Source organism: Micromonospora carbonacea (assembly GCF_014205165.1).
GTDB classification, from domain to species: Bacteria; Actinomycetota; Actinomycetes; order Mycobacteriales; family Micromonosporaceae; genus Micromonospora; species Micromonospora carbonacea.
In genome coordinates this window covers 977,046-989,949 of sequence record NZ_JACHMZ010000001.1, presented here as the reverse complement: position 1 = coordinate 989,949, position 12,904 = coordinate 977,046, and the positions used below count along the sequence as shown (strand labels likewise).

At 72.4% G+C, this 12,904-nt stretch carries 15 protein-coding genes; 6 read left to right on the top strand and 9 right to left on the bottom strand.

The genetic code is table 11. The features are described 5' to 3' along the window. Window positions 1-47: 47 nt before the first annotated feature. The 5 genes from HDA31_RS04550 to HDA31_RS04530 all read right to left on the bottom strand — a co-directional run bounded on the left by HDA31_RS04550 (window position 48) and on the right by HDA31_RS04530 (window position 4,902). Window positions 48-893 (bottom strand): ABC transporter permease, encoded by an 846-nt coding sequence (locus tag HDA31_RS04550; protein ID WP_178066185.1) that lies wholly within the window; start codon window positions 891-893, stop codon window positions 48-50. Continuing rightward, window positions 890-1,744 (bottom strand): ABC transporter permease, encoded by an 855-nt coding sequence (locus HDA31_RS04545; protein ID WP_178066186.1) that lies wholly within the window; start codon window positions 1,742-1,744, stop codon window positions 890-892. The genes HDA31_RS04550 and HDA31_RS04545 overlap by 4 nt, the downstream gene beginning before the upstream one ends. A 40-nt stretch (window positions 1,745-1,784) precedes the next feature. Further along, on the bottom strand, window positions 1,785-2,750 hold the full coding sequence (locus HDA31_RS04540) for an ABC transporter substrate-binding protein (protein WP_178066187.1): 966 nt from the start codon (window positions 2,748-2,750) through the stop codon (window positions 1,785-1,787). Window positions 2,751-4,258: 1,508 nt separating this feature from the next. Beyond that, complete coding sequence (locus tag HDA31_RS04535) at window positions 4,259-4,537, bottom strand: hypothetical protein (RefSeq protein WP_178067774.1); 279 nt, start codon at window positions 4,535-4,537, stop codon at window positions 4,259-4,261. Between the two features lie 110 nt (window positions 4,538-4,647). Beyond that, window positions 4,648-4,902: a hypothetical protein gene (locus HDA31_RS04530; RefSeq protein ID WP_178062719.1), complete on the bottom strand. Its 255-nt coding sequence runs from the start codon at window positions 4,900-4,902 to the stop codon at window positions 4,648-4,650. A gap of 274 nt (window positions 4,903-5,176) precedes the next feature. Here HDA31_RS04530 and HDA31_RS04525 point away from each other — a divergent pair, with 274 nt between their 5' ends. Together HDA31_RS04525 and HDA31_RS04520 are read left to right on the top strand one after the other, a co-directional pair. Then, complete coding sequence (locus HDA31_RS04525) at window positions 5,177-6,061, top strand: helix-turn-helix domain-containing protein (RefSeq protein WP_178066188.1); 885 nt, start codon at window positions 5,177-5,179, stop codon at window positions 6,059-6,061. Beyond that, complete coding sequence (locus HDA31_RS04520) at window positions 6,058-6,255, top strand: DUF397 domain-containing protein (RefSeq protein WP_074477528.1); 198 nt, start codon at window positions 6,058-6,060, stop codon at window positions 6,253-6,255. The genes HDA31_RS04525 and HDA31_RS04520 overlap by 4 nt, the downstream gene beginning before the upstream one ends. Before the next feature lie 150 nt (window positions 6,256-6,405). On the opposite strand, the gene HDA31_RS04515 is transcribed toward HDA31_RS04520, so the two are convergent. After that, on the bottom strand, window positions 6,406-7,830 hold the full coding sequence (locus HDA31_RS04515; RefSeq protein ID WP_178066189.1) for a glycoside hydrolase family 30 protein: 1,425 nt from the start codon (window positions 7,828-7,830) through the stop codon (window positions 6,406-6,408). Window positions 7,831-7,927: 97 nt separating this feature from the next. Between HDA31_RS04515 and HDA31_RS04510 the strand changes: the two genes are divergently transcribed. From HDA31_RS04510 to HDA31_RS04495, 4 genes are all read left to right on the top strand, one after another. Next, window positions 7,928-8,374: a hypothetical protein gene (locus HDA31_RS04510; protein WP_178066190.1), complete on the top strand. Its 447-nt coding sequence runs from the start codon at window positions 7,928-7,930 to the stop codon at window positions 8,372-8,374. A gap of 331 nt (window positions 8,375-8,705) precedes the next feature. Further along, the gene (locus HDA31_RS04505) at window positions 8,706-9,578 is read left to right on the top strand and encodes an oxidoreductase (protein WP_178066191.1); all 873 of its coding nucleotides are present in this window, start codon (window positions 8,706-8,708) and stop codon (window positions 9,576-9,578) included. Beyond that, window positions 9,575-9,877 (top strand): hypothetical protein, encoded by a 303-nt coding sequence (locus HDA31_RS04500; protein ID WP_178066192.1) that lies wholly within the window; start codon window positions 9,575-9,577, stop codon window positions 9,875-9,877. Before HDA31_RS04505 ends, HDA31_RS04500 begins: the two co-directional genes overlap by 4 nt. Before the next feature lie 47 nt (window positions 9,878-9,924). Further along, complete coding sequence (locus tag HDA31_RS04495) at window positions 9,925-10,365, top strand: winged helix-turn-helix transcriptional regulator (protein ID WP_074477518.1); 441 nt, start codon at window positions 9,925-9,927, stop codon at window positions 10,363-10,365. On the opposite strand, the gene HDA31_RS04490 is transcribed toward HDA31_RS04495, so the two are convergent. The 3 genes from HDA31_RS04490 to HDA31_RS04480 all read right to left on the bottom strand — a co-directional run bounded on the left by HDA31_RS04490 (window position 10,329) and on the right by HDA31_RS04480 (window position 12,892). Then, window positions 10,329-10,829, bottom strand: a complete 501-nt coding sequence (locus HDA31_RS04490) for a GNAT family N-acetyltransferase (RefSeq protein ID WP_074477516.1) — start codon at window positions 10,827-10,829, stop codon at window positions 10,329-10,331. The genes HDA31_RS04495 and HDA31_RS04490 overlap by 37 nt on opposite strands. Window positions 10,830-10,891: 62 nt before the next feature. Continuing rightward, window positions 10,892-12,085 carry a hypothetical protein gene (locus HDA31_RS04485; RefSeq protein WP_178066193.1) on the bottom strand — a complete coding sequence of 398 codons (1,194 nt, stop codon included), beginning with the start codon at window positions 12,083-12,085 and terminating at the stop codon, window positions 10,892-10,894. A 57-nt stretch (window positions 12,086-12,142) separates the two neighbouring features. Further along, the gene (locus HDA31_RS04480; RefSeq protein WP_074477512.1) at window positions 12,143-12,892 is read right to left on the bottom strand and encodes a lysophospholipid acyltransferase family protein; all 750 of its coding nucleotides are present in this window, start codon (window positions 12,890-12,892) and stop codon (window positions 12,143-12,145) included. Between the last annotated feature and the right edge of the window lie 12 nt (window positions 12,893-12,904).

Here is a 12,904-nt window from a genome sequence, read left to right as displayed (position 1 = left end):
CGGTGCGGAGAGCGGTTGGCGGCAGGGAACTGGGGGCGCGGCCCCCGCTAGTGGCTCTCCGCGCCTTCCGGCCGCACGTTGCGGTGCCACCTGAGCAGCACCCTCTCGACGACGGCGAAGATGGCGTTGAAGAGGATGCCCAGAAGCGCCAGCAGCACGATGGCCGCCCACAGTTCCGGGAACCGGAACAGCCGCTGCTGGCTCACGATGTAGAAGCCGAGGCCCGCCGTGGCGGCGTAGAGCTCGGAGATCACCATGAGCACCAGGGCGATCCCGATGCTGATCCGCATTCCCGCGAAGATCGCGGGGCTGGCGCCGGGCAGCAGGACCTGGAGGAAGTAGCGGCGTCGGGTCAGCCGCATGCTCTTGGCGGCGGTGACCACCGTGCGGTCGAGTCCGCGTACCCCGTCGTAGGTGTTGATGAGGATCGGCCACAGGCAGCCCAGCGCGATGAGAAAGACGTTCATCCCGCTGGTGATGCCGAAGATCACGATGGCGATGGGCAGGAGCGCGGTCACCGGCACGGACATGCCCAGCCGGATCAGCGGGTTGAAGAACGCTCCGGCGGGTCGCCACACTCCGATCAGGATGCCGGCGCTGATGCCGATCGCCGCCGCCGCGCCGTAGCCGAGGCCGAGTCGCGCGAGGCTGGGCACAACGTCGGTCCGGAACTGGTCGCTGAGGAAGAGCGACGACGGCGAGCCGGAGAGCCAGGTGTCGACGAACGCGGCGAAGATCTGCGACACCGGCGGGACGAACAGGGACCCGGCCAGCCGGGCGGCGATCTCCCACACCACCAGCAGTGCCGCGAGCAGCCACAGCGACTGCACGCCGCGTCCCATCGCCTGCGCCGAGGCGGCCAGGCTCGACCGCTTCGCTCCGTGTTCGCTCATCGTCCGCTCTCCCGTTGGGCCTGGCCCCAGGGGACCACCAGGCGTTCGACCAGGTTGAAGCCGTAGTAGAGGGCCATTCCGAGCAGCCCTACGAGGAGGATCCCCGCGTAGACGAAGTCGGGTCGTTGCGCCTGCTGGTACGTGGTGATCACCGTGCCCACCCCGCTGGTCGCGCCGAGCAGCTCGGCCGAGAGCACCACGATGAGCGCCGTCGAGCTGGCCACCCGCAGGCCGGTGGCGATGGACGGGGCCGCCGACGGCAGCACGACTCTGGTCAGCAGCCGCGTCCTGCCCCAGCCCATGCTCCGGCCGGTGGCCAGCATGAGCGGTTCGGTGTCGCGCACGCCGTACATGGCGTTGAGCAGGATCGGCCAGAAGATCGCGTAGATCGCCAGCGACACCTTCATCTGGGTGCCGAGGCCGAACAGCAGGATGGCGATCGGCAGGAACGCCGAGGAGGGGATCGACCGGCCGGCGTGCACGACCGAGGACGACGGCCGGTAGAACGCGGAGAAGTAGCCGAGGGTCAGGCCCAGCGGAATGCCGACGGCGCTGGCGACGAGCATGGCGAGCAGCCAGGCCCACAGGGTCTGCGCCACCTCGGTCAGGAACGTCGCGTCGACGAGTAGCTCGCCGGCCCGTTGCATGGTGGCCGCCGGGTACGGCAGGGAGTCCGCCGAGACCGCCCCCGTGCGTACCACGAGTTCCCACACCACGAACATCGTGGCGATGCCCGCCAGCCCGTACGCCCAGTCGGGCGTCGAGCCCCTCCGGCGTGCCGTGGCGGGCACGCCGGAGGGCGACGGGGCGGGGACATCAACCTCGACCGAGTGACTCGACACCCCTGTCACGTCCTCTCCCTTGACGGTCGGTCGGTCGCCGGCAGACGGTTCAGGACCGGGCGAAGTCGGTGACGAAAGGCTCAAGATCGGGCTTCTTCTGCATCATCTTGAGGTCGACCATCTGCTGCGCCATCCGGTCCAGCGCGCCGAGGTCGACGGCGGCCTCGATGGCATTCTGCGGCTGGGCGGCGAGGGTCTCCGCCGGCACCTTCTGGCACTCGGAGAGCAGCCGGAACGACTCGTCCTTGTTGGCCGGGTCGTTGAGCTGCTGGGCGGTTTCGGTCATCGCCTCGTGGAAGCGCTTCGCCGCGTCGCCCTTGGCCACGAAGTTCTTCGCGGCGACGTAGGTCGCGATGTAGACCTTGTTGCTGCTGGCGAAGGGGTCCGCCAGGCTGCGGACGCCGTCGTTGTTGTTGCCGAGCAGCGAGTAGCCGAGCTGGGCGGCGTCGACCCGCCCGCTGAGCACCGCGGGAATCTGCTCGGCGAAGGGCAGCGCCACGAAGCTCACGCTGTCCGGCTCGACCCCGTTGGCCTTCAGCCAGCTCGCGGTCACGATCTGGTTGATGCCGTTGATCTCGTTGACCGCGATCTTCTTGCCGGCGAGGTCGGCGGGCGACTTGATCGGGGAGTCCTTGCCGACGAAGACGCCCTGCGCGGGCTTGGCCGGCGGCAGCGCGTTGACGTTGGCGCCGGACACCATCTGGATGGGGAAGCCGGTGTTGTAGGCGTTGATCGCGGTGTAGCCGTTGACGTAGCCGAAGTCGGCCGCACCGGAGAGCACCGCGGCGACGGCGGCCGAGCCGCCCCCGGACCGGACCAGCTCGACGTCGAGGCGGTGCTTCGCGTAGACGCCCTTCGAGATCGCCCAGGTGTTCCAGATTTCGCAGCCGAACGTCGTGACGGAGACCTTCGTCGTGGCGTTCGCGGAGTCGCCGGCGTCGTCGCCCCCGCCGCAGGCGCTCACGAGAAGCATGGCGGTGACGGCCGCGGCCGCACCGATACGTCGAGAGATCATCTTGTCGCTCCTATGTGCTCGCAGGTGACCCGGTGTTCCCACCACTGCTGGCAATGGCGGTTCTTGGTGGCGGGTAGGCGCTTGCGCGATCTGGGCTCCACCGCTGCGAACCCGCCCGCCTGGCGCGTGGAATCGCCCTGCGGTCTCGGTACGACGGGTCTTGCCCTGGCGTGGAAGGGGGTGGGTGACCGCGTGCCCGCTTCGGCTGGAGCCGGCCCGACGCCGCGGGGGCCCCGGTGGATTCACGGCATGGCCGAGCAGGTTGGTCGCCGGTCGGTTCAGGCTCGGGCTGCACCCCAGCAGCACCCTGACGCCTCGCCGACTTGGAGCGAACGTACGCGGCACCCGAAACCCTGTCAAGATGCGGAATGGGATCTCGCATCGCGCGAAGGATCGAATCGGCGGGGCCGGCCGCCCGGGCTTCCGACAGGCGGGTTGAGCAGGCGTAACGATCCGCCTTCACCGGTTGACGGGGCAGACGGCGGCGGCTAGCTTCTCCAACAGACAGCGCCGGCCCGTCGACCCGGGAGTGGACATGAGCTTGGAGACGCCCCCCGAGGCCGTTCCAGCCATCTCCCGCGCGCCGATCGGCCACTGGAAAGGGCCGGAGTTTCCCGCCATCCGCCCCGGCACCGGGGCCGGGAAGGCGCTCGTTCCGTTCTGATCGGGATCCCCGCGTCTCGTAGCACCCTGCCCACATTCAGGCGACGCCGTTCGCCCGGCCGCGTCCTGCTCATCCACGTGGTGAGCGGCCCGGTCGCCGGCAGTCGATGCTGCACGAGACGCGGCGGCAGGCGAACCTTCCGCACCCTCGGCACACCCCTCGCCCAACGTCGGCGAGCCGAGGGGCGGCGGGCGCGTTCCTGCTTCTCCGGCCCGGTGGGCCCCGACGCGGGGAGCCGGGTCCGCCCCCGGGACCCCAGCCGGGCGGGCGGACCGGTTCCCACACCCCAGCGCGTACGGCGGCCAGCGCGACCGGGCGTCACCCGCAGTCGACCCGGCCCGGGATCTTGGCACTGCCGCGACACGGCCCGTGAGGCGACGATGACAGCGTGCGCGGACGTGAGAGCCAGGTGTGTTCCGGGCGGCGTTCCATGACCTGTCGTGGCCGGCGTGACCTGGGAAGGGCCGCCTGCCGCAGGTGAGCGGGCCGCCGGCTCCTCGGTCGGGACGACGAGCTGCGGCGCGTCGACGCGCTGCTGGCTGCGGCCCGGGACGGCCGCGGGGGTGCACGGGGCGCTGTCCGACGCGGCGGTGTCGCTGGGGCTGGTCGCGTTGGCGGCCTGGCGTCCGCGGGTGCGGGCCCACAGGAAGAGCGGAACGGTGCCGCGGGTGCGGGCCCCGCAAAACGAACGGGACCGCGCCAGCACGCGCGGCGGAGACCGTGCGCCCGAACCCTTGCGCGGCGATCTTGCACTTTCGGCCCCACAGAAGGGCGTTTCACCCCTTTTGCCGGGGCCACAACCGCAAGATCGCCGCGCACGGGGGCGCGGCGGGGCGGCGGCCGGTCAGGCGTCGGCGGTCGGGCGAAGGCCGGGGGTCGGGCGAAGGCCGGGGGTCGGGCGGGGCGCAGGGGCGGGCCGCAGCACGCGCAGCCCGGCCGGGCGCACGAAGATCGACCTGCGGGCGACGGCGTCTCCCCTGCCGTCGAGTTGGTAGACGTCGAGCCACACCCACCCGTCGTAGGTGATCCAGTCGAGCACCCGGACGACCCGGCACCTGATCGGCTCGACGAACTGCACGCTGGCCGCCCGGGTCACCTGCACCAGGTCGCCCGGCTTCGGCACCGCCGCACCCCGCACCTCCGCGCCCCGCACCGCCGCGCCCCGCACCTCCGCACCCCGCACCTCCGCACCCCGCAGCGGCGCGCCCGTGGCCGAAGGCGGGCGGCCGCCGGTCACGGCCCCTCCCCCGACCCGCGCCGAGCGCCCGTCCCGGACGGGCGTCGGCCACCCTGCCCCGGCCCGGGCGGGCCGTCGTCCTCCCCCGGCCAGTGCGCGCGGCCGATCGGGATGCGGTGGCGGGCCCGGCAGGGCAGCTCCGCGCCGCAGCGGCACACCCTGCGCCAGCGCTTCCAGCTCCAGACCGGCCGGTGCCGGCGGGCGAGGGTCAGCGCGACGGCGACCACGTACTCCTCGTACGTCACGCGCATCGGGCGTCCTTTCCGAAGAATTGCGCCGCCCCGCCCGCGCGTGACTCGCAACGAGCGGGACAGCGGGCCGGCAGGGGGGGCGACGGGCTATTGCCGACGCCATTCTCGGCCCCGCGCCACCCTGCCGACATTCGACAGATTGCAACCCGCCCGCCACCTTGCGCAACACAACCCACCCCCTCTAGCCTCGATTCGAATCAATCCCCGAGGAATGGAGGAAAGAAATGCGCGGGAATAGGAGCGGAATGTTGCACGAGGGGCGCGGTGATGTTGCATGACGGATGAAACAAGCGGGTCGACGGTGCCCCGGCGGCAGCTCGGCAGGCTGCTCACGCAGCTCCGCGAGGGCGCCTCGGTCTCGCTGGACGCTGCCGCCGAGGGGCTGGACTGCTCGCGGCAGAAGGTGTGGCGCATCGAGAAGGGCCTCGTCCCGGTGCGGGTGGTGGACGCCCGCGCCATGTGTGAGATCTACCGCGCGCCGGAGGACATGAAGGCGATCGTCACCGGCCTGGCGAAGGAGACCCGCGCCAAGGGCTGGTGGCACTCGTACGGCGAAATCGTCCCGCCGTGGTTCTCGCTCTACGTCGGGCTGGAAAGCACCGCCACGCTCATGCGTCGATACGACTCCGAACTGATCCCGGGGCTGCTCCAGACCCGCGAATACGCCGCCGAGCTCTTCCGCCGCAAGAATCCCACGATGACCGAGGCCGAGCGGGAGAGGCTCGTCGAGGTGCGGATGCACCGCCAGCACGTGCTGACCCGGCGGTTGCCCAGCGCGCCCACGCTGAAGGCGGTGCTGAGCGAGGCCGTGCTGCGCCGCACCATCCCCGACCGGCGGGCGATGGCCGGGCAACTGCGCCACCTGCTCGACATGGCCGCGCTGCCCAACGTGAGCCTGCGCGTCCTCCCGCTGGCCGCCGGCCCGCCGCTGGCCAGCGAGACGGGCACCTTCGTGGTGCTCGACTTCCCGCAGGCGTTCGGCCGGGCCGCGACCGAGCCGACGACCGTCTACCTGGAGAACATCACCGGCGCGCTCTACCTCGACCGGCCGGCCGAGGTCGCCGCCTACGAGCACGTCTGGTCCGACCTGGAAATGCTCGCCTCGGATGAGGCAGAATCAGAGAAAATGATCAACATGATCATCGAGGAGCGCGCATGACTGACCTTGCCGGTGCCGTCTGGCGCAAGAGCACCCGCAGCGGCGGGAGCGGCGGCGACTGCGTCGAGGTGGCCGCCAACCTGCCGGGCGTCGTGGGCGTACGCGACAGCAAGGACCCGGCCGGGCCGGCGCTCCTGTTCGCCCCGACGGCCTGGGCCGCCTTCGTCAACCAGGCGGGCCGCCCCCCGCGCTGACCGGGGCCGCGACCAGGGCCGACACCGCTGACCGGGGCCGAGGCAGGGCCGGCACCACGACCGGGGCCGCACACGGCCGACACCGCGACCGGGGCCGCCCTCCGTGCCGGCGGGCGGCCCCGAAGCCACGCGGGGTGAAGACCGGACGACTCAGCCCCGGCCACCGACCAGGGTGGTCAGCGAACGCGGCGGCAGCTCGACCGTCCGGTGTGCGCCGTGCCCCGAGACGAGCCCGTCGACCTTCTCCAGCTTGTGCGTCGAGTCGGTGAGGTAGGCGGTCGGCCTGCGCAGGTCGACGGTGGTCCGCACCACCTCGGTCGAGGTGTTGATGACCTGCACCACCTCGGTGCCGTCGGCGTTGCGGTAGGCCGACACCGCCAGGCCCGCCGGCGCGCCGTCCACGCCGATCCGCACCGCCCCGGGCCGGATGAACCTGCTGTACGCGGCGAAGGCGTAGAGCCGGGAGGACACCCGGTAGCTGTCCGTGGCGTTGTCGACCTGCACGAGGGCCGCCGTCCCGCCCCGGGACGACCCGAGCCAGTAGACGAAGGCGCTGGCGTCGGCCTTGGCGAGGGTGTCGTGGATGCGCTGGGCGACCGCGATGCCGTCCGTGACCTTGCCGCTGTCCCACGCCTCGTTCCAGCCGTCGGAGGTGCTCGACGGGGCCCACTCCGTCATCCAGGTCGGCGCCGTCGTCGGCAGCGGGCGGTCCGACGGGCTGGCGTAGCCGTGCCCGGTGAACAGGTCCAGGTGGCGGCGGGCCTCCGGGTCCGCCTCGATCGCCTGCGCGTACGCGTCCGACTGCTGCCAGCCGAACGAGTCGCAGCAGACCAGCCCCACCCCGGCCTGCTCGGCGACGGGGCCGATGACCTTCACGAACTCGGCGGCCTGCGCCGGGGTGAACCGCATCGAGGCGTACGGGGCCGTCCAGTCGGGCTCGTTGGTGAATCCGATCTCGTCGATCCGGATCCCCTCCTGCCGGTAGAACTTGGCGTACTGCACGAGATAACGCGCGTACGCCTCCCGCCAGTCGCCGCTGGCGCAGGTCACGCCCGACAGGCCGCAGAGGCTGCCGCCGTTGGCGTCGGTGCCGTTGTTCTTCATGTATCCCGGCGCGCTCCACGCGTCGGCGTAGAACCGGTTGATCCCGCGCTTACGCGCCTCCTTGGCATACCACACCTGGCCGCCGTCCCAGCCGTCCCACTGGTAGTTCGGGGTGGCCGCCGGGCCACCCGGGTCGGTCGGCTGGATGGACAGCATGTTGTCGTACACGTCGGTGGCCGACGAGCCGATGCCGAGCCGCAGGATCGTCGGCGCGGCGCCCTTACGCCGGTCGAGGAGCAGGTCGAGGACCTCCGCGCGCTTCGCCTCGGACAGGTCGTGGACCAGCGTGGAGCGCTGGAAGGCGATCGAGTAGCCGAAGCCGTCGATGCTCTGGTGCAGCTCGGCCCGGTCGAGGTCGAGGCTCGGTGGTGGACCGGGTCGGGAGCCGGCGTGGGCGGGTGTGCCGGCCAGGACGGTGATGGCCGCGACGGCGGTGGCGACAGCGCTGGCGACATTGCGGGATCGAAACACGAAGTTCTCCTTGACGTCGCGCGGGAGACACTCCGGGCATACTACAGACATTGACGCTCATCGTCGGGCAAGAATTCTTGGAAGGCGGTATCAGGAAATGTCGACGATCGCACACGGGAAGGCCGGAAGGCTGGCGGGCGCCCTGGCCGCCGCAGCCGTCCTCACCACCGCCATGGCCACGCCGGCCCAGGCCGCCACCCCGGCCCAGGCCGCAGCGCCGGCCCAGGCCACAGCGCCGGCCCGCATTCACGTGGCCACGATCAGGGTGGCCGACTCGACCACCCAGCCCTTCCGCATCACCTACGGCGCGTCGATCACCGAGGGCACCGTCACCTTCTACAACCGCAGCCTGGACATCAGCGGCTACGTGAAGGCGGTCAGCGCCTCGCGGACGGTCGAGTTCATCGGCTACAACGGCAACCTCAGCTGCTACTTCGACGAGACGCGCACCGCCTCGGCGGGCACCACCCGCACGTTCGGGTTCGGCGAGACGTGCGACGTGGCCGGCGGATTCACCGCGGTCGACGTCTATTTCCCGGCCTAGCCACCACCGCGCCGCGCCGCACGGACCTTGGACACTTGACGTACGCCACGAACAGCAGGTGTCCAAGGTCCGAAGAAATGCCCGCGGTGGCCAGTCAACGGAAGTGTCCGCAGGGCACTTCCGCCCCCCGATGCCAGACACTGCCCCGCACCGCGACGGGGTAGCCGACCTCCCTGGTCTGCCGGTCGGCGGTCTCTATCGAGAAGCGCACCGGCAACGGCTCGGCCCCCTGGAGAGGCCACCAGCTTCCGGGCCCCGGCTGCCCCCGGGTGCCTAACGCACTTGGAAGTACGTACTGCCTGATGGAGAGTTACCGGGCAAAAGTAGAGCCATGACGAACTCCACCACCTCCCTCCCCGGCGGCACCTGGCGCCTGGGAAGCTCGGTCGTGTCCCGCTTCGGCTACGGCGCCATGCAGCTCGCCGGCCCCTACGTCATGGGGCCGCCCGCCGACCACGCGGGCGCGCTGGCCGTCCTGCGCGAGGCGGTCGAGCTGGGCATCACCCACATCGACACGAGCGACGCCTACGGCCCCCGGGTGACCAACGAGCTGATCCGCGAGGCCCTGCACCCGTACCCGGAGCCGCCGCTCGTCGCCACCAAGGTCGGCGCGTTCCGCGACGCGCAGGGCGGGTGGCCGACGGCCCGACGCCCCGAGGACCTGCGCAAGCAGGTGCACGACAACCTCGACGGTCTCGGCGTGGCGGCCCTCGACCTGGTGTACCTGCGCATGGGCGACGCCCAGGGGCCGCAGGCCGGTTCGCTCGCCGAGGCGTTCGGCACTCTCGTCGACCTCCAGCGGGACGGCCTGATCCGCCACCTCGGGGTCAGCAACGTCACCGCCGAGCAGGTCGCCGAGGCGCAGGGCATCGCGCCGGTCGTGGCCGTGCAGAACATGTACAACCTGGCCTACCGCCACGACGACCCGCTGATCGACCGGCTCGCCGCCGAGCACGTCGCCTACGTGCCGTTCTTCCCGCTCGGTGGCTTCTCTCCGTTGCAGTCCGAGGCGCTCTCGGCGGTCGCGGCCCGGTTGCGCAGCACCCCGATGGCCGTCGCCCTGGCCTGGCTGCTGCGACGGTCACCCAACATCCTGCTGATCCCGGGCACCTCGAAGGTGGCCCACCTGCGCGAGAACGTCGCCGGCACCGGCGTGACCCTGACCGACACGGACGTCGCCGAGCTCGATCGGATCGGCCGATGAACACGAACCGGACCTGGCTGGCCTCCGTCGCGGCCGCGATCGCCCTCGCCACCGGCGTGGCCGGATTCGCGTCACCCGCCGCCGCGCACGCCCGGCCGTGGCAGCACAGTTCGCTGGACGTGCGCGTGGACGGGGTCTCGGCGGCGTTCGGGCCCGACCAGAAGCGTTCCTTCGGCGCCGCGTCGCGGGTCGACGCCGTCGTGGTCGAGGACGCGGCGCACGACCTGGCGCTGCACCGCAACGCCCCGCGCACCAACGATCTCGTCAACCGGTGGGCGCTACTCTCCATCAGGAAGTAGTTGCCGGTCCGGGGTGGCGGCTGCCGATGGCGGGAGAGGAGCATCCGATGGCTACGACGACAGCGGCCGAGATTCGGGCCCGGCGCAAGGCGGAGTACAACGCGTTCCTGGCGGTGTGCCCGAGCCACAAGATGCTGGAGCGGATCTCCGGTAAGTGGGTCATGCTCCTGCTCTCCGCCCTCGGCAGCGGCCCGGACTGCACGGGCGGGCCCCGGCCGATGCGCTACTCCGAGCTGTCCCGGCTCCTGGCCGGCGTCAGCCAGAAGATGCTCACCCAGACCCTGCGTGCGCTGGAACGCGACGGTCTGGTCACCCGCACGGTGACGCCGACCGTGCCGGTCACCGTGTCCTACGAGATCACCGAGCTCGGTCTCTCCCTGCACCAGATGATGCGCGGCCTGAAGGTCTGGGCGGAGGCCCACACGGACGAGGTCGCCGCCAACCAGGCCGCCTACGACACCGCGACCGGGTGTCCCCTGTCGGGCTGAGCAGGCAGGTCGAGCGCGCCGACGGTCTGGCCGCCGCTGCGCTCCCCCGTCGGGCGGAACCCGAGCCGCAGGTAGAACCCCTCCGGCCCGTCCCCGCCCGGCTCCCACGTGGTGAAGATGCGCCGCTCGCCGCGCCGCCGCGCCTCCTCGGCCACGGCCCGCACGGCGAACCGCCCGTAGCCGCGCCCCTGCCGGTCGGCGGCGATGTTCAGCCGCCACAGCCCCGAGCGCAGGTCGCCCGGGGCGTCCTCGCTCCACGGGATGCGGAAGAAGCCCATCAGGAAGCCGACCAGGTCGTCGCCGTCGTAGACGAGCCGGGGCCAGGCGACGCCCGGCCAGACGTAGGCCTCGGCCAGCGACCGGGCGACCGGCTCCACCAGGTGTTCCTGGTCGGGGCGGATGCGCAGCTCACAGGCGGCGTCGAGGTTGGCCGGGGTGATCTTCTCCAGGCGTGGGGTGGGCACCGGGGCACCCTAGCCGGCCGCCCCGCCGCCGCCCCACCGGATTTGCGCCCCACCGGATTCGGTCAGGGCGTGCGGGGGCCGATGCCGTCCTTCGGCGTGGGCGCGACCAGCAGCCCCACCTGGTGCCCGATGAACCGGTAGACGACCTGGCTCGCCGCCCACATCAGGTGGCCCCGGTCGGCCCGGTCGATCGCCCGCCCGTCGGCGTGGCCGACGCTGACGAACAGCACCCAACTCTTCGACGTCGACACCACGTCGGCCGTGTCGCCGTCGAGCCCGGCCTGCGCGGTGCCGGAGCGCAGCGGCCCCCGGCGCTCGCGGGCCGCGTCCTCCGTCGGGAACAGCACCGCCGCGAGACGCACCACGGCGTCGCTGTCGTCGGTGGTCCAGCTTCCCCGCACGGTACGCACGCAGCCCGCCAGCCGCTCGTCGTCGTCCAGCACCCCGGCGCAGCCCCGCTGGTCGTCGGCGGACGTGCGGGTGAGCGTGTCCCCCGCGACGGTGAACGTGCGCTCGGGGAACGCCAGGTCGGCGGTGACCGGCACGGGGTCGGCCCGGCCCAGGGCCACCCCGAGCATGGCCAGGCACGCCCCGGCCGCGACCAGCGGCGCCCAGACGGGCGGCAGGGCCGCCTTCCCACGCTCGGCGGGCACCGATCTCCTGCTCTCGGCGGGCACCGTCTTCCTGGTGTCGGCGAGCACCGCGACGACGAGGAGGGCGAGCAGGGCGAGCGCGAGGCCCGCCCAGGCCCAGGTGATGCCGGTGGCCGTCGCGTACCGGGCGGGGCCGTCGAGGAGGTCGTCGAGGTCGCGACGCCGGCTGGGGATGAACAGGTAGGCGCCCAGCACCAGGGGCGCGGCCACCACGGCCACCGCCGTGCGGGCCCGGCCGGGCAGCCGGGACCAGAACGCGACGGCGGTCACCACGTAGAGGAACGGCACGGTGATCAGCAGCCAGCCCGCCGTGGCCATGCCGGGCCCGGTGCAGCCGGTGACCGCGCACGCGTACCCCTCGATCCGCTCCCGGCTGGCGGGGCCGATCACGACCGACACGATGGGGAAGGCGACCAGGCCGAGCACGAGCAGCACGCCGAGCAGCGCCCCGGTGTGGGCGGGCCGGGCGGCCGTCGGCGCGGCGCCACGCCGGGCCCGCGGCCCGGCGTCGGCCTGCGGGTGGGCGTGCCGCCGTTCCGCGTCCGCGCGGGCCTCCGCGACCAGGTCGACGGACCTGCCCCGGCCGCCCTTGAACTTCCGCATGGCCGCGAGGTTAGACCAGCCGCGCACCCCGCTCCCGGCGACGCCGGGCGGCGGCGGTCAGGCGGCGGGGGTGCGCCGGCCGCCCCGGTCGAGCGCGGCGGCCTCCTCGGGCGTCGGCGCGGTGCCGCCCAGGTGGGCCGGCTGCCACCAGGTGTCGTCCGGCCCGGCCGGGGTGTCCGGGTACGTCCGCTGGGCCCGGTCGACGAGGGCGGCCAGCCGGGTCTTCAGCTCGGCGCTCAGCGCGTTCGCGTCGGCGTGGTCGGCGGGGTCGATGGGCTCGCCCACCAGGATGGTGATCGGGGTGTGCCGGCGGGTCAGCGTCCTCGGGCGGCCCTTCGTCCAGAGCCGCTGGGTGCCCCACAGCGCCACCGGCAGCAGCGGCACGGCGGCGTCCTGCGCCATCCGGGCCGCACCGTTCTTGAGGTCCTTCACCGTGAACGAGCGGCTGATGGTCGCCTCGGGGAAGACGCCCACCACCTCGCCCCGGCGCAGCGCGTCGACCGCCGTGCTGTAGGAGCCGGCGCCGGCCCGCCGGTTGACCGGGATGTGCTTCATGCCGCGCATCAGCGGGCCGGAGACCTTGTGTGCGAACACCTCGTGCTTGGCCATGAACCGCACCAGCCGGCCGGACGCGTGCGCGCCGTAGCCGCAGAAGATGAAGTCCAGGTAGCTCACGTGGTTGCTGGCCAGCACCGCCCCGCCGGTGCGCGGCACATGGTGGCTGCCCTCCACGGTCAGGCGCAGGTCGAGGACCCGGAACATCGTCTTGGCGGCGGCGATCACGGGCGGATACACGAGTTCCGGCATCCGGCGACTTTA